The following is a 19,088-nucleotide window of genomic DNA, read 5'->3' as shown; positions in this document are numbered from 1 at the left end:
GAGAAGCTGATGAAGTACATGATCCTGACGTATGCGTCGCAGCAGGACTACGACGGCATGGCGGGCAAGGACACCGGGAAGCCGGCCTGGAAGCCGGAGGACTTCGCGGCGATGGGGGCGTTCATGGAGAAGTTCAACAACGACCTGGTCGAGTCCGGGGAGCTGGTCGAGACGCGTGCGCTGGCGGCGCCGGTGCTCACCCGGCGGCTGGGGTCGAAGGACGGCCAGTCCGTGGTGACCGACGGGCCGTACGCCGAGACGCAGGAGGTGCTCGCGGGGTACTGGATCGTCGAGTGCGAGTCGTTCGACCGGGCCACCGAGATCGCGGCGCGGCTCGGGGACACGCCGGCGCCCGAGTTCGCCCGCGCGACCGCGTATGCGGACATCCGGCCGATCGTCGAGGGGCGCGACGAGCTGGTGGAGTGACCGGACATGAGTGGCGCTCTCGACGAACTGCTGCGGGAGCTGGCGCCGCAGGTTCTCGGGGCGCTCGTCCGGCGGTTCGGGCATTTCGACACGGCTGAGGACGCGGTGCAGGAGGCGCTGCTCGCGGCGGCGCAGCAGTGGCCGGTGGACGGCGTGCCGGACAGTCCGCGGGGCTGGTTGATCACGGTCGCCTCGCGCCGCCTGACGGATCTGCTCCGGCGGGAGCAGGCTCGTCAGCGGCGGGAGGACCGGGTCGCTGCCTGGGCGCCGCAGGGCGAGTCCGTCGGGGACACGGACGACACGCTGGTGCTGTTGTTCCTGTGCTGTCATCCGTCGCTGTCGCCGGCGTCGCAGATCGCGTTGACGTTGCGGGCGGTCGGTGGTCTGACGACCGCGGAGATCGCGCGGGCGTTCCTGGTGCCGGAGGCAACCATGACGCGGCGGATCACCCGGGCGAAGACGACGGTGCAGGACAGCGGCGCGCGGTTCACGCTGCCGGCCGACCGCGATGAGCGGCTGGGCGCGGTGCTGAAGGTCGTGTACCTGATCTTCAACGAGGGCTACACGAGCACGACGGGGCCGAGCCTGCAGCGGGTCGAGCTGGCCGCCGAAGGGATCCGGCTGGCGCGGATGCTGCACCGGCTGCTGCCGGACGACGCCGAGGTCGCCGGGTTGCTGGCGTTGCTGTTGCTCACCGACGCCCGTCGGCCGGCGCGGACGGGGCCGCTCGGCGAGCTGGTGCCGATGGCGGAGCAGGACCGGTCGTTGTGGATCCCGGAGCTGATTCGCGAGGGCGTCGAGCTGATCACGGCAACGCTGCCCCGGGGACCGGTCGGGCCGTACCAGCTGCAGGCGGCGATCGCGGCCGTGCACGACGAGTCGCCGACGGCCGAGGAGACGGACTGGCCGCAGATCGTCGCGTTGTACGAGGTGCTGCTGCAGCTCACCGACAATCCGATGGTCGCGCTCAACCACGTGGTCGCGGTCGCGATGGCGCGCGGACCTGACGACGGGCTGGCGCTGCTCGGTTCGATCGAGCACGACCAGCGGATCGCCGCCGACCACCGGCTGCCGGCGGTCCGGGCGCATCTGCTGGAGATGTCCGGTGACGTGCCCGGCGCGCGAGCGGCGTACGAGGAGGCGGCTGCGCGGACGACGAGTGTCCCGCAACAGCGCTACCTGCGTGCCCGGGCCGACAGGCTGTGACTGCTCAGCGGCGAGGCCAGGCGAGGCGTTCGTCGACGCGGTCGTTCGTGGTGGTGCCGGAAGCGGTGTTGAAGTGACGGCTGACGCGCTGCTCGCGGGTGTACGGCGGCCAGCCGGGGTCGCCGGTGCGGGCGAAGTCGATCCAGGTCCGGTGCATGAGGTCCGCGAGGTGCTGCGGCGGTGCGGCGCCGAGCATCGGCGTCGCCGCAGGGTCGTCCAGGTTGTCGAAGACGAACCCGAGCTCGAGGCCATGGCAGGCGCCGAGCGTCCCGTTGCAGGCCGGCGACCTCCAGCCGAACTCGTACACATAAGCGCCGGGCCGGGCCTCGGCCAGCCGGATCGTGGGGATGCGGTAGTACGAGTCCGTCATGATCGCGGCCAGGACGTCGCCTGGCGTGGAGCCGGGACGATTCGCCCGGTAGCGACGGACACCGCGGGCCGGCAGCCCGAAGCGAAGCGCGGCCGCGGCGTACAGCGCGGGCGTGCTGAGACGCGAGGCGAGGCCGGTGGGGACCAGGAAGAGCCGGGCTTCCTCGCTGTTCGTGCCGATCATCAGGTCGACGTCCGGCCGGATTCCGCCGCTGGGGGCGGCAGGCAGGAGCTCACCGTCGACCACCGGGCTGAACGGCAGCAGTGTCCGGGCAACATCGCCCCACACCTTGGCACGCGGCCTGGCCATCACCTGCCGACTGAGGCTGTCCTGTGCGGCGAGCAGCTTCGGCACCGGCACGGCCGCGATCGCCTCGCGCGTCGGCACCGTACCGAGCATCGCCGCCAGCCGGTTGCCGACCGTCCGAGCGCTCGCCGCGCTGATCGTGTTGTGCCCGGCGCCCGACTGCGCGATCGCCCGCCGGAACAGCCCGTCGGCGGCCGGCATCGCGAGCAGTGTGCACACGCTCATCGCCCCGGCGGATTCGCCGAAGACCGTCACGTTGCCCGGGTCGCCGCCGAACGCGGCGATGTTGTCGCGGACCCAGGTCAGCGCGGCGATCTGGTCGAGCAGCCCGAGGTTCGGCGTCCCGTCGCCGAACCACAGGAAACCGTCGGCGCCCAGCCGGTAGTTGATCGTCACCAGGACGACGCCGTCACGCGCGAACCGCGAGCCGTCGTACACCGACAACGCTCCGGACCCGCTCGTGAACGAGCCGCCGTGGACGAACACCATCACCGGTGCCTGCCCGTCGAGCGCCGGCGTCCACACGTTGAGGTTGAGGTAGTCGTCGCCAGGGACGATCACCCGCGGAACGAGCGCGCCGATCACGCCCTCGGGCCTGGTCTGCGGCGCGGTCGGCCCGTAGCCGCGGCAGTCCCGTGGCGCGGTCCACGGCTTCGGCGCGACCGGCGGCCGGAAGCGGTTCGGCCCGACCGGCGGCGCGGCGTACGGGATGCCTTTGAACGCGAGCGCGTCGGTCCCGGCAACAGGCCCGTGCTGCGTGTCGACCAGGACCACCGCGCGACTCTCAGCGCAGGCCGGTCGGGCGGGTCATCGCCAGGGTGAGGAGGTGTTCTACAAGCGTCGCGTAGTCCTTGCCGGACGCCGCCCACAGCCGCGGGAACATGCTGGTCGGCGTGAAGCCGGGCATCGTGTTGATCTCGTTGATCACGACCCGGTTGTCGGCGTCCAGGAAGAAGTCGACGCGCGCCAGCCCCTCGGCCTCGATCGCGTCGAAGGCGATCAGCGCCTTCGCGCGGATCTCGTCCGCGATCTCCGACGGCAGGTCGGCAGGCACCGAGAGCGCCGTGTACTCCTCGCCCTCCGGCAGGTACTTGGTCTCGAAGTCGTAGAAGTCGTGCCCGCCGCCGGACACCGCGATCTCGCCGCAGACGCTGGCCTCCGGGGCGCAGCCGACCGGCCCGCCGAGCACCCCGACCTCGATCTCCCGCGGGCTCTTCGCCGACGCCTCGACGATCACCTTCGGATCGTGCGCCCGCGCCACCGCGACCGCCTCGTCGAGCTCGTCGCGGCTGGTCACCTTGCTGATCCCGAGGCTCGACCCGCCCCGGCACGGCTTGACGAACACCGGGTAGCCGAGCGCGTCGACCGACGCGCGGCACGCCTCCGGGTCCCGGATCCAGTCCCGGTCGCGGATCACGACGTACGGCGTGACCTCGAGCCCGGCGCCCTCGAAGACGACCTTCATGTAGTGCTTGTCCATGCCGACGGCGCTGGCCAGGACGCCGGAACCGACGTACCGGATGTCCGACATCTCGAGCAGGCCCTGGATGGTGCCGTCCTCGCCCCACGGGCCGTGCAGCAGCGGGAAGACCACGTCGACCGCGCCGAGCGTGCTCGGCACCTGGCCCGGCTCGCTGACCACGAGTTCGCGGTTCGCGCCGAACAGCACCGGCATCGCGGTCACGTCGACCTCGGGGAGCTTGCCGTCGGTGATCGACAGCCGCTCCGGGTCGCCGCTCTCCAGCACCCAGTGCCCGCTGGTACTGATGCCGACCGGGACCACGTCGTACTTGTCCCGGTCGATGACCTGCAGGACGTTCGCGGCGGTCACGCACGAGATGGCGTGCTCGCTCGACCGGCCGCCGAAGACGACGGCGACCCGGGGCTTGCGCTGACCTTCTGAGTACTCACTCACCGGCTCGACTGTAGCGGCCCGGAGATCTGGTTCCGACCGGGGTTCGGTTAAGACATGTTCAGATCGGGGCGTCCCAGGCGACTGGCAACGCTGCCACTCCGTACACGAGCGTGTTGTTTCTGTAGTCGATCTCCTCGAACGGTACGGCGAGCCGCAGCGTCGGGATGCGCGTGAAGAGCCTGGTGAAGACCTCCTGCAACTCGACCCGCGCCAGCTGCTGACCGAGGCACTGGTGCGGTCCGAACCCGAAGGCGACATGCGCCGCGGCGTCGCGCTCCACGTCGAGCCGGTCGGGGTCCGGGAACACCGTCTCGTCGCGGTTCGCCGAGGAGAGCGCCGCGATCAGGAACCCGCCGGCCTCGATCGTCGAGGATCCGACCGGTAGCTCATCGGTCACCTGCCGGAACAGCCCGAAGTGCACCACCGACAGGTAGCGCAGCAGCTCCTCGACCGCCGCCGGCGCCAGCGTCGGATCGGACTGCAGCTTGGCGAGCTCGTCAGGGTTGCGCAGCAGCGCCAGCGTGCTCAGCGCGATCATGTTCGCGGTCGTCTCGTGTCCGGCGATCAGCAGTGTGACCCCGACCGTGACGAGCTCCTCCAGGCTCAGCGGCGTACCGGACTCCTCGCCGCGGGTGATCAGCCGGGACAGCAGGTCGTCCTCGCGCCTGGCCTGCTTGGCCAGCACCAGCCCGACGATGTACTGGTTCAGCTCGTCACTGGCCCGGCCGATCTCGTCGGTCCAGCCGTCGACGCGGACGAGCAACGCACTCCGCTCCTGGAACTCGTCGCGGTCCGCGTACGGGACGCCGAGGAGTTCGCAGATCACCAGCGACGGGATCGGCAGCGCGAACTCCTTCACCAGGTCGACGGGTCCTCCGGCGGCGAGCATCGCGTCGATCCGCTCGTCGATCATCGCGGCGATCCGCGGCCGCATCGCCTCCATCCGCCGCGCCGCGAACTCGGTCGCCAGCAGCCTGCGGAGGCGTTTGTGCGCCGCGCCGTCGACCTGCAGGATCGAGCCCGACTCCACCTCCCGCTCCAGATCCGCGTCCGGGACAACGTGATCGGACGGCGCCGGTCGCGAGCTCAGCCGGCTGTCCCGGAGCAACGTGCGGACGTCGTCGTACCGGCTGATCACGTAGGCGTCGACACCGGCCGGCGTCGCCACCTTCGCGAGTTCCTCGGTCCGGCGGTACGCGGCGTACTCGCGGGCCGGGTCGAACGGGCAGCCGGACGGTCTGCCGACGGGAAAGCTCTCGGTCATCGCCACCCCCAACGGGAATTTGGTAGTGACTACCATATGGCTGACGCTCCCGATAAGGAACACCCTGCGGCGCGTCGCAGGCGGTACCCTGCCCGCCATGGGACTGCGCGAGGTGAAGCGGGAGCGGACCCGCCGGCTGATCGCGGACAAGGCGTTCGAGCTGTTCAGCGACAACGGGTTCGGCCGCACCACGGTCGAGCAGATCGCCGCGGCCGCCGAGGTCGGGCCGAGCACCCTGTACCGGTACTTCCCGACCAAGGAAGGGCTGGTCCTGGAGTTCGTCGACGAGTGCCTCGCGGACGCCGTCAGCTGGTTCCACGACCAGCCCGCGATGAACCTGCCGGACGGCCTGTGCGCGGTGATCGAGCGGGTTCTCGAGCAGTTGGAGCGCAACCCGGACCGGATCCGCGCGGTGTTCGACCTGGCCGAACAGACCGCGTCCGTGAGCGCGCACCTCAACGAGCTGATCTGGCGCTTCCGCAACGACCTCGCCGACGTGCTGGTACGCCGGTTGCCCGGCGACGACCTGCGCAGCATCGAGTTCGTGGCCGCGTTGTCCGCCGGCATCACGATGAACATCATCGAGAACGTGGTCCGCGTCTGGGTCGACAGCCCCGGCACGGTCGACGCGAAGACACTCGCCCGGCGGGCGATGCGGCTGTTGCGCGCCGGCGGCGTCCCGCTGCCCGGCGTACCGGACTCCCCCGCGCTCTGACCCCGCCAAGCGGCCAGGGACAATTCGGGCATGACTCCTGACCTCGATCCGTCCACCGTCGTCGTCCACGCGGGCCGGCCCGAGCGGGTGCCGAACGCGCCGCTCGGCGAGTCCCCGGTGTTCAGCTCGACGTACGTGGCCGGTGGGGATCGCGGCTACGGGCGGTTCGGGAACGACGCGTGGACCGCGCTCGAGGAGACCCTCGGGCAACTCGAGGGCGGTCGCGGGCTGACGTTCGCGTCCGGGATGGCGGCCGCCGCGGCCGTCATCGACCTGGTCCCGGTCGGCGGCCGGGTGGTCGCGCCGCAGCACGCGTACTCCGGTGTCCTCGCGCTGCTCGATCAGCAGGCGGCCACCGGCCGGCTGACGGTCGACCGGGCCGGCATCGCCGACACGGACGCGGCCGTCCGGGCGGTCGACGGCGCCGACCTGCTGTGGATCGAGTCGCCGACCAACCCCGCGATGGAGGTCGCCGACATCCCGGCGCTCGCGGCGGCCGGTCGTGCCGCGGGCGCGACCGTGGTCGTCGACAACACGTTCGCCACTCCCCTGCTCCAGCAGCCGCTGCGGCTCGGCGCGGACGTCGTTATGCACTCGGCCACCAAGTTCATCGCCGGGCATTCCGACGTCGTCCTGGGCGCCGTCGTCACCGCGGACGAGGATCTGTGGTCGGCGATCGAGCTCCGCCGCCGCAGTCTCGGCGCGATCCCGGGACCGATGGAGGCCTGGCTGGCGCTCCGCGGCCTGCGCACGCTCGCCCTCCGCCTGGAGCGGGCCGAGTCGAACGCCCTGTTCCTGGCCGAGCGGCTGCGCGCGCATCCGCGGGTCAGCCGGGTCCGCTACCCGGGCCTGCCGGACGACCCGGGACACGACCGCGCCGCCGCGCAGATGTCCGGCTTCGGCGCGATCCTCGCCTTCGAGCTCGGCGGCGACGCGGCCGCCGCCCAGAAGCTCTGCGAGTGCACGCAGCTGTGGGTGCACGCGACCAGCCTCGGCGGCGTCGAGTCGATGCTCGAACGCCGCCGCCGCTGGCCGATCGAGGTGCCGACCATCCCCGAGGACCTGATTCGGCTGTCCGTGGGTATCGAGCACCCCGACGACCTGTGGGCCGACCTGGAGCAGGCCCTCAGCGCTTCGAGTTGAGCACCGGCCCGCCGAAGAAGGTCAGCACGCACAGCACCACGGGCAGGATGAACGCGATGTTCAGCGGCATCCAGTGCGCGAGGCCGCCGATCAGCGCCGGCCCGGCGAGCAAGCCGACGTACCCGAGACCGACGACACGGGCCATCAGGGCGCCGGACGAGCGCGGGTCGAGGTTGCCGGCGGCGGTGAAGAGCTGCGGTACGCCGCCCGCGAGGCCGAGGCCGAAGACCGCCCAGCCGACGAGCGCGACGGGCACCCACGGCACGACGATCACCAGGGTCAGACCGGCCGCGGCCATCGCGGCTCCCCAGCGCACGATCGCGGCCGGGCCGACGACGGCGGCCACCCGGTCGGTGAGGAACCGCCCGACGGTCATCGCGACCGCGAACGCGCCGTACGCGTAGGCCGCCGTGCTGACCGAGGTGTCGAGGATGTCGCGGAAGTGCAGTGCGGCCCAGTCGTTTGCCACGCCCTCGGACAGCATCAGGCCGAACGCGAGCCCGCCGAGCGCCCAGACCAGCTTCGCCGGCGGCTTCTCCCGCGGTGCCGCGTCGTCCGCCTCATCGTCGGAGACGGTTGCCTCCAGCAAGAAACGGCTGGCGGCCAGCGAGAGCACGATGCAGACCAGGCCGGCCAGGCCGAGCGTGACCTCGGTCGGTACGCCGGCGCGCAGCGTGGCCGCGCCGATGACGGCCGCGATCGCGCCGCCGATCGACCACATCGCATGGAAGGCGGCCATGATCGGTCGCGGGTAGCCGCGTTCGACGACGACGGCCTGCGCGTTCATGCCGACGTCGATCGAGCCGTTGCCGAAGCCGACGAGGATCAGCGTGAGCCCCAGCGTCCACCAGTTGGTGGCCAGGCCGGGCCCGGCGAGCGCGATGCCGAGCAGGATGCCCGCGGCCGGGACGAGCCGGCGCTGGCCGAGCTTGTCGACGAGTGGGCCGGCGACCTGCATGCCGATGAACGCGGCGCCGCCGAGGACGAGCAGGAGCAGCCCGAGCGTGCTGTGGGTGATCCCGGTCGCCTGCTCGATGCTCGGGATGTGCACCACCCACATCCCGACCGCGAAGCCGTTCAGGCCGAAGTACAGCCAGGTGGCGACACGGGCGGCTCGGGGCGGTGCAGTTTGGAGCTGAATGTCAGTGGCGCTCAAGAGGCCACCTCTACGAGGGTGCCGCGTTGGGTCAGCAAGGTTCGTTGGTCCTCGGGTGCGGAGTCGTCGGTGATGATCAGGTCGGGGCGGTCGGCGGCGCAGACGTAGGCGAGCGCGGCCCGGTCCCACTTGGCGCCGTCGGCGAGCACGATGGATCGGTTGGCGACCTTCAGAGCTTCCTGTTTGACCTCGGCGTCACCCAGGTCGAAGGCCGTCATCCCCGCGTCGAGGCTGAAGGCGCACGGGCTCAGGACGGCGGCGTCGAACCGGAGCGCGCGGAGTGAGGCGACCGTCAGCGGACCGACGAGCGACAGCTCGCCCTTGCGCGCCTCGCCGCCCGGCATCAGCAAGCGGATCCGCGGCGCGTCGGCCAGCTCGTGCGCGACGTGCAGCGAGAGCGGCATCACCGTCAGCGCGCGGTCGTGCAGCAGTTTCGCGGTCTCCAGCGCCGTCGTACCGCTGTCGAGCACGATCGTCTCGCCGTCGCGGAGGTGCTCGACCGCGGCGCGGGCGATCGCCTGCTTGGCGGCGACGGCGGCCTGGGCGCGCAGCGAGTGCGGCGGCTCGAGACTGGACGGCATCGCGGACACCGCGCCGCCGTGGACCCGCTTCAGGACGCCTTGCGCGGCCAGGAAGTCGAGATCGCGGCGTACCGTCATGTCGGAGGCCTCGGTCGCCTCGACCAGCTCCTGGACCGACACTCGGTCGACGGCCTGCAGTCGCTCTACGATCATTTGGTGCCGTTCCGCACTTCTCATGCGCAAAAAACTACCATCCGCCTGATCGTTCAAACAGATAGCGTGTTTGCTTGTGACTGATGACACCACCCTTGTCCGGCGCTCGCGGTACGCCGTGGCCGCCGTCTTCTGCGTGCACGGAGCGGTGACCGGGTCGTTCGCGACCCGGGTCCCGTGGATCCAGGAGCACGCGGGGGTGTCCGCGGGCCAGCTCGGGTTGGCGCTCGCGTTCCCGGCCCTCGGCGCGGCGCTGATGATGCCGCTGGCCGCCCGGGTCAGCCACCGGTTCGGGACCCGGACCGCGCTCCGCGGGCTGCTCGCGCTCTGGACGCTGTCGCTGATCCTGCCGTCGTTCGCGCCGGGCCTGCTGACGCTCTGCGCCGCCCTGCTGATCTACGGCGGTACGGCGGGCATGGCCGACGTCGCGATGAACGCGCTCGGTGTCGAGGTGGAGCACCGGCTGAAGAGGTCGATCATGTCCGGGCTGCACGGCCTGTGGAGCGCGGGCGCCCTGCTCGGCTCCGCGGTCGGGACGGTCGCGGCGCACAAGAACCTCAGCGCCCAGGTCCATCACGTGGTCGCAGCCGTCGTCCTCACGCTCGTCGGCGCGGTGGTGTGCCAGTTCGTGCTGAACATCCACCCCGACGACGACGAGGAGCCGCCGGCGCGGTTCGCGCTGCCGCCGAAGTCGGCGTTGCTGATCGGCGCGGTCGGGTTCTGCGCAGTGTTCGCCGAGGGCGCGAGCCTGGACTGGTCGGCGGTGTACCTGCGCGACATCCTGGACAGCTCGGCCGGTGTCGCGGCCGGCGCGACGACCGGCTTCGCGTTGACGATGGCGATCGCGCGGCTCACCGGCGACGCGGTGGTCGACCGGTTCGGCGCGGTCCGTACGGTGCGCTGGAGCGGCGTGATCGCGACGCTCGGCGGCCTGCTCGTGGTCGTCGCGCCGAACGCGGTCGTGGCGATGGCCGGCTTCGGCCTGATCGGCGTCGGGATCGCGGTCGTCGTACCGCTCGCCTTCGCGGCGGCCGGCCGCACCGGCGACAACGCGAGCCAGGCGATCGCCGGCGTCGCCACCATCACGTACGCGTCGGGCCTGGTCGCGCCGTCGATCATCGGCGGCATCGCGCAGGCCAGCAGCCTGACCATCTCGTTCGTCGTCGTGACCGCTCTGGCGGCGTGCCTGGCCGTCTTCGCCCGGGTGCTGTCGACCAGCACCCGGACAGCGCCCGGCGACGTCCTTCCCCGGTGATACGAATCGTGGGATGACGACCTTCCGGGTAGCTGGAGCAGAGGACGCGGCGGCGGTCGCGGAGTTGCACGGCGACAGTTGGCGGCGGCATTACCGCGGTGCGTACGCCGATGCGTTCCTCGACGACGAGTCGCCGGAGTACCTCGGCGCGATGTGGGCCCAGCGGCTCGCGGCGCGCGAGGGGACGCGGACGACCGTGGCGGAGGACGAGGGGCAGCTGATCGGGCTCGCGCATGTGGTGTTCGACGCGGACCCGAAGTACGGCGCCCTGGTCGACAACCTGCACGTCCGGGCACCGCTCAAGCGGCAAGGAATCGGCACCCGGCTGCTCGCGCTCACGGCGGAGCACGTCCGGGACACCGGGATCTTCCTCTGGGTGCTCGAGCAGAACACCGCCGCGCAGGCGTTCTACGAGGCGCGCGGCGGGATCCGCGGCGACCGCAAGGACGTCCCGTCGCCCGGCGGCGAACCGCGCCGGCTCAACGGACAGCCCGCCTGCTTCCGGTACTACTGGCCGGATCCCGCGACCTTGACGGACTCGATCAGCGCGTACGACGCCTGACTCGCCGCCTCCGGATCGCCGGCCCGGATCGCCTCCAGGACGTCGAGGTGCGCGTCGAGGATCCGGCGGTCCTCGGGGATCGTCGCGGTCTGCTGGATCGACGCGGCGAGCACCTCGGCGAGCGCGTCGTACAGCCGCAGCAGCAACGGGTTCCGGCTCGCGGCGACGACACCGCGGTGGAAGTCGGTGTCGGCGATCACGAACGCGTCCAGGTCGTCCGCCGCGAGCGCCGCGGCGCGGGCCTCGAGCGCGTCGGTGAGCGGCGTCAGGTCGGCCGATGCCGCGTGCTGGGCGGCGAGCCGGGCGGCGGCCGCCTCGATGCCGGCGCGCGCGTCGAGGACGTCGGTGAGTGACGCCGAGAGCTCGTCCCGGACCAGGACGCCGGTGATCTCGTTGGTCGCGCGGACGTAGGTCCCGTCGCCGACGCGCGGCTCGAGCAGACCGGTCAGGCTGAGCGATCGAAGCGCCTCCCGCACCGTGCCGCGGCTGACGCCGAGCTCGCTCGCGAGCTGATTCTCGCCGGGGATCCGCGTGCCCCGCGGCCAGGCGCCGGACTCGATCTGCGCCCGGAACTGCTCCGAGACCTGCAGCACCAGCGGCACCTGGCGCACCGGACCGTTCATCGTCATGCCCTACAGTATATAAATGTAGGACATCTACATGAGAGCTCAGGAGAGGTGTGTCGTGGCAGTGCTGACCGAACCGATGACTCGAGGGCGGTCGTCACTGATCACCGCGACCGCCTTCGTGGTCGCGCTGAGCCTGCGGCCGGCGCTGACCGCGGTCGGTCCGGTGCTGCCCCGGATCGGCCTCGACCTGCAGCTCGGCGAGGCCGCGCAGGGCCTGCTGGGCACGCTGCCGCTGCTCGCCTTCGCGGCGGCCTCTCCCCTGGTCCACCTCGCGTCCCGGCGGTTCGGCATGGAACGGGCGGTGTTCGTTTCGCTGCTGGTGCTCGCAGCCAGCAGCGCGCTCCGCCCGTACACAGGCCAGGCCGGGCTGTGGATCGGCACGGCCGTCGTCGGCGGCGCGATCGCGGTCGGCAACGTCCTGGTGCCCGTCATCCTCAGGCGGGACTACGCCGCCCATGTCTCGCGGGCGACCGGCATCTACACGGCCTTCATCACCGGCGGCGCGGCGATCGCCTCGATCCTCGCCGTACCGATCGCCGACGCGGTCGACTGGCGACTGTCCCTGGCGGTCTGGGGCGGGCTCGCCGTCCTGGTCGCCGCGATCTGGCTGCCGCGGACGCTGTCACCGGAGCCGATGCCGCCCGCCAGAACAGCCGACGAGGCCCCGCCGATGAGCGTCTGGCGGCAGCCGATGGCCTGGCTGGTGACCGGCTTCATGGGGCTGCAGTCGACGAGCTTCTACCTGTTCGTGAACTGGCTGCCCACCATCGAGATCACCACCGGCGGCGTCTCCGAGCGGTCCACCGGTGTGCACCTGTTCGTCTTCCAGGTGTTCGGGCTGATCGGCGGGCTCAGCATCCCGCTGCTGCTGAAGCATCCGACGAACCAGCTGGCCGGCCTGATGATCGCGAGTACGCCGATCCTCGTCGCCCTGCTCGGTCTGCTGCTGGCGCCGCACCTGGCGATCGTCTGGGCAGTCGTCGGCGGACTGGGCCAGGGCGCCGGGCTGGTCGCGGCGCTCTCGCTGATCAGCCTCCGCGGCCGCAGCCACCACGAAACCACCCAGCTGTCCGGCATGGCACAAGCGGTCGGCTACACGCTCGCCGCGGCTGGTCCGGTCGTCGCGGGTTACCTGGTCCAGGTGACCGGCGGCTGGAGTACGACGCTGAGCGTCTTCGCGACGCTGGCGGCTACGCAGGTCGTACTGGGTTACGCGGCCGGCCGAGACACCCGCGCCACCTGACCTACAACCGACCCGGCGACCGGTGACCTCAAGTGGCGAGCGGAGACCTGAAGTGGCGACCTGGGCCCTGAAATAGCAGGTCCCAGGTCACCGTTGCAGGTCTCAGGCCGCCACGAGCTGGCTCACTTGTCCGTCGAGAACGCCGCGTCGAAGGCGGCCTCCGGCTTGTCGAAGGCCAGGGCGCGGATGACGTTGACCGCCTCCGCCGCGCCGACCTTGCGCTCCATACCGGCGTCCTCCCACTCGACCGAGATCGGGCCGTCGTAGCCGATCGAGTTCAGCACGCGGAAGCAGTCCTCCCACTGCACGTCGCCGTGACCGGTGGAGTAGAAGTCCCAGCCGCGCCGCGGGTCGCCCCAGGGCAGGTGCGAGCCGAGCCGGCCGTTGCGGCCGCCGCCGACGCGCATCCGGGTGTCCTTGCAGTCCACGTGGTAGATCCGGTCCTTGAAGTCCCAGAGGAACGCGACCGGGTCGATGTCCTGCCACACCATGTGCGACGGGTCCCAGTTCAGGCCGAAGGCCTCCCGGTGCCCGATCGCCTCCAGGGTGAGCGTGGTGGTCCAGTAGTCGTAGGCGATCTCCGACGGGTGCACCTCGTGCGCGAACCGGACACCCTCGGAGTCGAACACGTCGAGGATCGGGTTCCAGCGGTCGGCGAAGTCCTGGTAGCCGGCCGCGATCCGCTCCGCGGGCACCGGCGGGAACATCGCGACGTACTGCCAGATCGACGAGCCGGTGAAGCCGATGACGGTGTTCACGCCGAGCTTCGCGGCCGCCCGCGCGGTGTTCTTCAGGTCCTCGGCGGCGCGCTGCCGGACGCCCTCGGCGTCGCCGTCGCCCCAGATCCGGGACGGCACGATCGCCTGGTGCCGGAAGTCGATCGGGTCGTCGCAGACCGCCTGCCCCACCAGGTGGTTGGAGATCGCGAAGACCTGCAGGTTGTACTTCTCCAGGATGTCCAAGCGGGTCTGGACGTAGGAGTCGTCGTCGACGGCCTGCTGAACGTCGAAGTGGTCGCCGGAGCAGGCGATCTCGACGCCGTCGTACCCGGCCTCGGACGCGAACTGGCAGACCTCCTCGAACGGCAGGTCGGCCCACTGACCGGTGAAGAGAGTGATCGGACGAGGCATCTCAAAGGCTCCTAGGAGTTGTCGACGGTGATCCAGGCGCTGCCGTCCGCGGCGGACCGCAGTACGGCGTCGACCACGTGGGCGGACCGCGCTCCGGCGGCGAAATCGGGCAGGCCGTCCGGGCGGTCGCCCAGGACGGCGGCGTAGCTGTCGGCGACGAACGAGTCGAACGCGTCCTGGTACCCCTGCGCGTGACCGGCCGGCAGCCGGTTCACCCGCGCGGCCGGCGGGCTGAGCGTCTCGGGATCCCGCGTGAGCAGCTGCGAGGCGTCGCGGCGGCCGACCCAGAGCCGGTCCGGGTCCTCCTGGTCGAAGCCGAAGCTCGACTCGGTGCCGGACACCTCCAGGTACAGCCGGTTCTTCCGGCCGGCCGCGACCTGGCTGACCACGATCGTCCCGACCACACCGGCCTCGGTCCGGAACTGTGCGGTCGCGAGGTCCTCGGTCCGGACCTCGACGCCGCCGCGCTGCGCCCGCACCGTCCGCAGCTGCGCGCTGATCGCGGCGATCCGGTCGCCGGTGACGAACTCGGTGAGGTCGCACCAGTGCGAGCCGATGTCGGCGAACGTCCGTGACGGTCCGCCGGTCGTGTCGTCCACGCGCCAGTTCTGGTCGTCCGCACCGGCGAGCCAGTCCTGCAGGTACGAGCCGTGCAGGCTGGTGATCACACCGGCGTCGCCGGCGGCGATCCGGGTGCGCAGCTCGCGGACCATCGGGTGGTAGCGGTAGACGAACGGCACGGCGCCGACCAGGCCCGCCTCGTGCGCTGCGGCGGCCAGTCCGGTGGCGTCCTTGGCCGAGGTGGCCAGCGGCTTCTCACAGACCACGTGCTTGCCCGCCTCGAACGCCTTCAGCGCGACATCGCGATGCGTGTTGTTCGGCGTACAGATGTGCACGACGTCGATGTCGGCGGCCAGCAGCTCGTCCAGGCTCGCGAATCCGCGCTCGGCGCCGGTCGCCTCGGCCGCAGCCTCGGCCCGCGCGGGCGACGAGCCGACGGCACCGACGACGGTCGCTCCCGAGACCAGCGCGGACCGGCCGTGGACCCGGCCCATGAACCCGCCACCGACGATCCCGACCCTGAGCTTTCGCGCATTGGTGGACACGTCGAAGGACGCTATGGGACCCTTTTGAACCCTGTCAAGCAAAAGTCCACGGCCAGTACGACGAAAGTCCGGGTGATGAGCGCTATCGGTACGGCGGACGCGGTGCTGCGACTGCTCCTCGACGGGCAGCCGCGGACCCGGGCCGAGCTGATCGAGCGCAGCGGCCTCGCACGGTCCACGGTGACCGGGCGGATCGAGGCACTGCTCGCGGAGGGGCTCGTGGTGCCCTCGGGCGAAGCGGCCTCGACCGGCGGGCGCCCACCGGCGCGGTTCCGGTTCAACCCGACTGCTCGGCTCGTGCTCGCCGCGGACGTCGGCGCGACTCATCTGTCGGTCGCGCTCACCGATCTGACCGGTGCGATCCTGCATCGCACGACGAGCCGCCTGGCGATCGCCGAGGGGCCGGAGGTCGTGCTCGACGCCGTCGCCGCGGCCGGTCAGGCGTTGCTGCAGGAGGCCGGGCGGTCCCGCACGGATCTGGCCGGAACGGGCGTCGGGCTACCGGGCCCGGTCGAGCACAGCACCGGGCGGCCGAACCATCCGCCGATCATGCCCGGCTGGGACTCGTACGACGTCGTCGGTCGGTTGCGCCGGGAGCTGCCCGGGCCGGTGCTGGTCGACAACGACGTGAACATCATGGCGCTCGGCGAGCACGCGACGGCGTACCCGGACGTCGAGCACCTGCTGTTCGTGAAGGTTGCCACCGGCATCGGAGCGGGCGTGATCAGCGGCGGCCGGTTGCACCGCGGCGCGCAGGGCGCGGCCGGGGACATCGGCCATATCCAGGCGCCGGGTCATACCGCGCTGTGCCGCTGCGGCAACACCGGCTGCCTGGAAGCGATCGCCTCCGCGGCCGCGCTCGCGTCCAAGCTCGGAAGGGAGACCAGCCAGGACATCGTGGACCTGGTCCGGGCCGGCAACACCGAGGCGACCACCGCGATCCGCCAGGCCGGCCGCGAGATCGGCACCGTCCTGGCGGCCGCGGTCAGCCTGCTCAACCCGTCGGTCATCGTCGTCGGCGGCTCCCTCGCCCAGGCCGGCGACAGTCTGCTGGCCGGCCTCCGCGAAACCGTCTACGCCCGGTCGTTGCCCCTGGCCACGACCGATCTGCGCGTGGTCCCGTCCCGCACCGGCCGGGACGCCGCCCTGCTGGGTGCGGCCGCGCTCGTCGTCGCGCACACGCTCAGCTGACCCAAGTGGTCGCGATCTTGTCGATGAGCGTGATGACTTCGTCGAGGTGGTCGCCGCTCCGGGCGCGGCCGAAGCCGTGCCGGCGGGTCCAGAACGCCGACTGGACGATGACCAGGTGCGTCCAGCGGCGGATGTGCTCGGCGTCGATCCCCGACGCCTCGGCGAACCGCTCGAGCTCCTTGTCCAGATACGGCATCAGCTCGTCGAGGGCGAGGCCGCCGACGAACAGGTAGTACGCCCGGGTGCGCAGGAAGAACGCCGCGTCGTACGCCGGATCGCCGACGTACCCCTTCGGGTCGACGACCAGCCAGGGCTCGCGGTCCGCCCGCAGGATGTTGCGCGCATGAAAGTCACCGTGGATCAAAGTCTCCGGCTGCTCGCGGCAATGCTCGTCGACGACCGACAGCGCCTGGTCCACGACCGCGGACGGCAACCGATGGTCGAGTTCGGCCGCGTCCTGGTGCAGTTGCTCGGCCCACGCGCCGGCCTGCTCGGACATGCGCGGCAGTCCGGCCGGCGCCGGGATCGTCAATTGACGGAGCAGACCCCCGGCAATCACCGCGGAGTCAACAGCGTCGGCGGGGATGAGCATCTCACCCATGTGCTCGGCGAGTGTGCTGGTGTTCGCACGCTCGAGCAGCATCGCGTACCGGGCGTCGTCGCGCCGGTACAGCTTCACCGCGCCACGCCCGCCCCAGGCCTCGAAAGCGTCCGGCTCGTGCACGTTGCCCGGATGCGGGAACGACACCTTGAGCACTGCGTCTCCACGCACCGGCACCACCACGCCGACCTGGCCGTGCAGTACGTCGCCGTCGCGCTGGAGCTCCCAGCGATCCAGCAGGTCCTCGACGATCCCGGGCAGCTCGTCGAGCCACGCCTGCCCGGTAGCGCCTTCGCGCTCGACGGTGACCTTGGCGAACGCCTCCGGGATCATCCCCAGCGTTCCGACTTCGCCGAGCGGGAGACCAGGCTGAAGAGCATGTCCTTGGGGGTCATCTCGCCGGCGACGACCTTGGTGACGTGTTCGGCGATCGGCATCTCGACGTCGTGCCGGTGCGCCAGCTCGCTGATCGAGGCGCAGGACTTCACACCCTCGGCGACCTGACGGGTGCCGCTCGCGATGTCCGCGACGGTCATACCCTGACCGAGCTTCTCGCCGAACGTGCGGTTGCGCGACAGCGGCGACGAGCAGGTCGCCACCAGGTCGCCGAGACCGGCCAGCCCGGAGAACGTGTGCTCGTCGGCGCCCAGCGCCGTCCCCAGGCGGGCGATCTCGGCCAGGCCGCGGGTGATCACCGAGGCCCGGGCATTGTCGCCGAACCCGAGCCCGACCGCCATACCGACCGCGAGCGCGATCACGTTCTTGCAGGCGCCGCCGAGCTCACAGCCGACGACGTCGTTGTTCGTGTACGGGCGGAACGTCGGCGAATGGCAGAGCTTCTGCAACCGCGCCGCCGTCCCCTCGTCCGCACAGGCGACCACCGAGGCAGCCGGTTGACCCTCGGCGATCTCGCGCGCCAGGTTCGGGCCCGAGACCACCGCGATCCGCTCCGGGCCGGCGCCGGTGAGCTCGGCGATCACCTCGCTCATCCGCTTCGTCGTCCCGAGCTCGACGCCCTTCATCAGGCTGACCAGCGGTACGGCGTTCGGCAGGACGCCGGCCCAGTCCGCGAGGTTGTCGCGCAACGACTGCGACGGCACCGCGAGGACGACGGCCTCCGCCCCGTCAGCCGCCTCGGCGGGGTCGTGGGTCGCGGTGATCGCCTCGGACAGCCGGATCCCGGGCAGGTACTCGGCGTTCTCGTGCCGGGTGTTGATCACCTCGCACAGCGATTCCCGCCGGGCCCATACCGACACCTGGTTCCCCGCGTTCGCCAGCACCGTGGCGAACGCCGTCCCCCAGGAGCCCGCGCCGAACACCGCGACCTTGGTCATGCTTTGTCCTCGCCTTCGGCTTTGCGGGCCTTGCGGAGGTCGTAGAGCTCCTTGGGCGGTTCCTCGCCGCGCAGTTCGCCGAGCGTCTCGGCGACCCGGGCCATGATCACCTCGGTTGCCTCGTGCAACAGCTGGTTGGTCAGCGGCTTGCCCTCGAAGGCGCTCAGGTCGACGGGCTTGCCGGCCCGCACCTGCAGGGTCTTGCGCGGCAGCAGCCGGAACCGCATCTTGCCGGTGTATGACCGGAGGATCTCCTGCGCTCCCCAGTTCGCGACCGGGATCACCGGGCAGCCGGTCATCAACGCGATCCGCGCAGCGCCGGTCTTGCCGGTCATCGGCCACATCGCGGGATCGCGGGTGATCGTGCCCTCCGGGTACACGCCCACGCACTCACCGCGTTCGACCGCGGCCACCGCGTCCCGGAACGCGTCCGCGGCCTGCGCGGAGTCCCGGTACACCGGGATCTGCCCGGCGCCGCGGATGATCGTGCCGAGCACCGGGATCTTGAACACCGACGCCTTGCCGAGGAACCGCGGGATCCGCCGGCACTCCCAGATGAAGTACCCGAGCACCACCGGGTCGAAGTGCGAGATGTGGTTGGGCACGTACACCACGCCGCCGGACCGCGGCATGTTCTCGCGGCCGGTGAACCGGCACTTGGTGAACGCGATCATGAAGGGCTTCACGAGCGCGACGATCACCCCGAACCAGAACCCACGCGGCGGCCGTGGATCCGCCTGCCTCGCGTCCACAGCTGCCTCCTGGTGCTCGTACCCGCCGTCGGTCATGGGAGAATCCTGCC

The 19,088-nt window shown here is 71.2% G+C and carries 19 protein-coding genes; 8 read left to right on the top strand and 11 right to left on the bottom strand.

Features of this window, described 5'->3' with window-relative positions:
* Nucleotides 1-9 precede the first annotated feature (9 nt).
* Both ACWEOO_RS12055 and ACWEOO_RS12050 read left to right on the top strand, forming a co-directional pair.
* Entirely contained in the window at nt 10-426 is a 417-nt protein-coding gene (locus ACWEOO_RS12055; RefSeq protein ID WP_452142959.1) for a YciI family protein, read from the top strand.
* 6 nt (nt 427-432) lie between these two features.
* The gene (locus ACWEOO_RS12050) at nt 433-1,632 is read left to right on the top strand and encodes an RNA polymerase sigma factor (RefSeq protein ID WP_452142958.1); all 1,200 of its coding nucleotides are present in this window, start codon (nt 433-435) and stop codon (nt 1,630-1,632) included.
* 4 nt (nt 1,633-1,636) lie between these two features.
* Here ACWEOO_RS12050 and ACWEOO_RS12045 read toward each other — a convergent pair whose 3' ends face one another.
* From ACWEOO_RS12045 to ACWEOO_RS12035, 3 genes are read right to left on the bottom strand one after another with little or no spacing between them, the layout of a single operon-like run.
* On the bottom strand, nt 1,637-3,082 hold the full coding sequence (locus tag ACWEOO_RS12045) for a carboxylesterase/lipase family protein (protein WP_452142957.1): 1,446 nt from the start codon (nt 3,080-3,082) through the stop codon (nt 1,637-1,639).
* Between the two features lie 10 nt (nt 3,083-3,092).
* Nucleotides 3,093-4,223, bottom strand: coding sequence for a D-alanine--D-alanine ligase family protein (locus tag ACWEOO_RS12040; RefSeq protein ID WP_452142956.1), 1,131 nt, complete (start codon nt 4,221-4,223; stop codon nt 3,093-3,095).
* A gap of 58 nt (nt 4,224-4,281) precedes the next feature.
* On the bottom strand, nt 4,282-5,487 hold the full coding sequence (locus ACWEOO_RS12035; RefSeq protein WP_452142955.1) for a cytochrome P450: 1,206 nt from the start codon (nt 5,485-5,487) through the stop codon (nt 4,282-4,284).
* 97 nt (nt 5,488-5,584) lie between these two features.
* Here ACWEOO_RS12035 and ACWEOO_RS12030 point away from each other — a divergent pair, with 97 nt between their 5' ends.
* Complete coding sequence (locus tag ACWEOO_RS12030) at nt 5,585-6,202, top strand: TetR/AcrR family transcriptional regulator (RefSeq protein WP_363714847.1); 618 nt, start codon at nt 5,585-5,587, stop codon at nt 6,200-6,202.
* Nucleotides 6,203-6,232: 30 nt separating this feature from the next.
* The gene (locus tag ACWEOO_RS12025) at nt 6,233-7,345 is read left to right on the top strand and encodes a trans-sulfuration enzyme family protein (protein WP_452142954.1); all 1,113 of its coding nucleotides are present in this window, start codon (nt 6,233-6,235) and stop codon (nt 7,343-7,345) included.
* Here the strand turns inward: ACWEOO_RS12025 and ACWEOO_RS12020 are convergent.
* Both ACWEOO_RS12020 and ACWEOO_RS12015 read right to left on the bottom strand, forming a co-directional pair.
* Nucleotides 7,329-8,501, bottom strand: coding sequence for an MFS transporter (locus ACWEOO_RS12020; RefSeq protein WP_452142953.1), 1,173 nt, complete (start codon nt 8,499-8,501; stop codon nt 7,329-7,331). The genes ACWEOO_RS12025 and ACWEOO_RS12020 overlap by 17 nt on opposite strands.
* Nucleotides 8,498-9,235, bottom strand: a complete 738-nt coding sequence (locus tag ACWEOO_RS12015; RefSeq protein WP_452142952.1) for a DeoR/GlpR family DNA-binding transcription regulator — start codon at nt 9,233-9,235, stop codon at nt 8,498-8,500. The genes ACWEOO_RS12020 and ACWEOO_RS12015 overlap by 4 nt, the downstream gene beginning before the upstream one ends.
* Before the next feature lie 76 nt (nt 9,236-9,311).
* Between ACWEOO_RS12015 and ACWEOO_RS12010 the strand changes: the two genes are divergently transcribed.
* Nucleotides 9,312-10,490: an MFS transporter gene (locus ACWEOO_RS12010; RefSeq protein WP_452142951.1), complete on the top strand. Its 1,179-nt coding sequence runs from the start codon at nt 9,312-9,314 to the stop codon at nt 10,488-10,490.
* A gap of 13 nt (nt 10,491-10,503) precedes the next feature.
* Nucleotides 10,504-11,052 carry an N-acetyltransferase family protein gene (locus tag ACWEOO_RS12005; RefSeq protein ID WP_452142950.1) on the top strand — a complete coding sequence of 183 codons (549 nt, stop codon included), beginning with the start codon at nt 10,504-10,506 and terminating at the stop codon, nt 11,050-11,052.
* On the opposite strand, the gene ACWEOO_RS12000 is transcribed toward ACWEOO_RS12005, so the two are convergent.
* The gene (locus ACWEOO_RS12000) at nt 10,998-11,681 is read right to left on the bottom strand and encodes a FadR/GntR family transcriptional regulator (protein WP_452142949.1); all 684 of its coding nucleotides are present in this window, start codon (nt 11,679-11,681) and stop codon (nt 10,998-11,000) included. The genes ACWEOO_RS12005 and ACWEOO_RS12000 overlap by 55 nt on opposite strands.
* A gap of 55 nt (nt 11,682-11,736) precedes the next feature.
* On the opposite strand from ACWEOO_RS12000, the gene ACWEOO_RS11995 reads away from it, so the two are divergent.
* The gene (locus tag ACWEOO_RS11995; protein WP_452142948.1) at nt 11,737-12,924 is read left to right on the top strand and encodes an MFS transporter; all 1,188 of its coding nucleotides are present in this window, start codon (nt 11,737-11,739) and stop codon (nt 12,922-12,924) included.
* A gap of 122 nt (nt 12,925-13,046) precedes the next feature.
* Here ACWEOO_RS11995 and ACWEOO_RS11990 read toward each other — a convergent pair whose 3' ends face one another.
* Together ACWEOO_RS11990 and ACWEOO_RS11985 are read right to left on the bottom strand one after the other, a co-directional pair.
* Complete coding sequence (locus tag ACWEOO_RS11990; RefSeq protein WP_452142947.1) at nt 13,047-14,054, bottom strand: sugar phosphate isomerase/epimerase family protein; 1,008 nt, start codon at nt 14,052-14,054, stop codon at nt 13,047-13,049.
* Nucleotides 14,055-14,065: 11 nt separating this feature from the next.
* Nucleotides 14,066-15,160, bottom strand: coding sequence for a Gfo/Idh/MocA family protein (locus tag ACWEOO_RS11985; RefSeq protein WP_359930544.1), 1,095 nt, complete (start codon nt 15,158-15,160; stop codon nt 14,066-14,068).
* A gap of 75 nt (nt 15,161-15,235) precedes the next feature.
* Between ACWEOO_RS11985 and ACWEOO_RS11980 the strand changes: the two genes are divergently transcribed.
* A complete protein-coding gene (locus tag ACWEOO_RS11980) occupies nt 15,236-16,351 on the top strand; it encodes an ROK family protein (protein WP_452142946.1) in 1,116 nt (371 codons plus the stop codon).
* Here ACWEOO_RS11980 and ACWEOO_RS11975 read toward each other — a convergent pair.
* From ACWEOO_RS11975 to ACWEOO_RS11965, 3 genes are read right to left on the bottom strand one after another with little or no spacing between them, the layout of a single operon-like run.
* Nucleotides 16,344-17,285: an aminoglycoside phosphotransferase family protein gene (locus ACWEOO_RS11975; RefSeq protein ID WP_452142945.1), complete on the bottom strand. Its 942-nt coding sequence runs from the start codon at nt 17,283-17,285 to the stop codon at nt 16,344-16,346. The two genes, ACWEOO_RS11980 and ACWEOO_RS11975, sit on opposite strands and share 8 nt — an antisense overlap.
* Complete coding sequence (locus ACWEOO_RS11970; RefSeq protein ID WP_359930535.1) at nt 17,282-18,286, bottom strand: NAD(P)H-dependent glycerol-3-phosphate dehydrogenase; 1,005 nt, start codon at nt 18,284-18,286, stop codon at nt 17,282-17,284. Before ACWEOO_RS11970 ends, ACWEOO_RS11975 begins: the two co-directional genes overlap by 4 nt.
* On the bottom strand, nt 18,283-19,074 hold the full coding sequence (locus tag ACWEOO_RS11965; protein WP_363714872.1) for a lysophospholipid acyltransferase family protein: 792 nt from the start codon (nt 19,072-19,074) through the stop codon (nt 18,283-18,285). The genes ACWEOO_RS11970 and ACWEOO_RS11965 overlap by 4 nt, the downstream gene beginning before the upstream one ends.
* Between the last annotated feature and the right edge of the window lie 14 nt (nt 19,075-19,088).

It is taken from the genome of Kribbella sp. NPDC004138, from assembly GCF_053603655.1.
Note: the sequence above shows the minus strand (reverse complement) of the source record. Positions and strands in the feature narration are given on the sequence as shown.

Excerpts from the sequence above, each read along its gene's own strand:
- ACWEOO_RS12005 (WP_452142950.1), top strand. The coding sequence starts at position 10,504 with ATGACGACCTTCCGGGTAGCTGGAGCAGAGGACGCGGCGGCGGTCGCG.
- ACWEOO_RS11980 (WP_452142946.1), top strand. The coding sequence starts at position 15,236 with ATGAGCGCTATCGGTACGGCGGACGCGGTGCTGCGACTGCTCCTCGAC.
- ACWEOO_RS11990 (WP_452142947.1), bottom strand. The coding sequence starts at position 14,054 with ATGCCTCGTCCGATCACTCTCTTCACCGGTCAGTGGGCCGACCTGCCG.
- ACWEOO_RS12050 (WP_452142958.1), top strand. The coding sequence starts at position 433 with ATGAGTGGCGCTCTCGACGAACTGCTGCGGGAGCTGGCGCCGCAGGTT.
- ACWEOO_RS11970 (WP_359930535.1), bottom strand. The coding sequence starts at position 18,286 with ATGACCAAGGTCGCGGTGTTCGGCGCGGGCTCCTGGGGGACGGCGTTC.
- ACWEOO_RS12035 (WP_452142955.1), bottom strand. The coding sequence starts at position 5,487 with ATGACCGAGAGCTTTCCCGTCGGCAGACCGTCCGGCTGCCCGTTCGAC.
- ACWEOO_RS12000 (WP_452142949.1), bottom strand. The coding sequence starts at position 11,681 with ATGACGATGAACGGTCCGGTGCGCCAGGTGCCGCTGGTGCTGCAGGTC.
- ACWEOO_RS12030 (WP_363714847.1), top strand. The coding sequence starts at position 5,585 with ATGGGACTGCGCGAGGTGAAGCGGGAGCGGACCCGCCGGCTGATCGCG.
- ACWEOO_RS12015 (WP_452142952.1), bottom strand. The coding sequence starts at position 9,235 with ATGATCGTAGAGCGACTGCAGGCCGTCGACCGAGTGTCGGTCCAGGAG.
- ACWEOO_RS11975 (WP_452142945.1), bottom strand. The coding sequence starts at position 17,285 with ATGATCCCGGAGGCGTTCGCCAAGGTCACCGTCGAGCGCGAAGGCGCT.
- ACWEOO_RS12055 (WP_452142959.1), top strand. The coding sequence starts at position 10 with ATGAAGTACATGATCCTGACGTATGCGTCGCAGCAGGACTACGACGGC.
- ACWEOO_RS11965 (WP_363714872.1), bottom strand. The coding sequence starts at position 19,074 with ATGACCGACGGCGGGTACGAGCACCAGGAGGCAGCTGTGGACGCGAGG.
- ACWEOO_RS12025 (WP_452142954.1), top strand. The coding sequence starts at position 6,233 with ATGACTCCTGACCTCGATCCGTCCACCGTCGTCGTCCACGCGGGCCGG.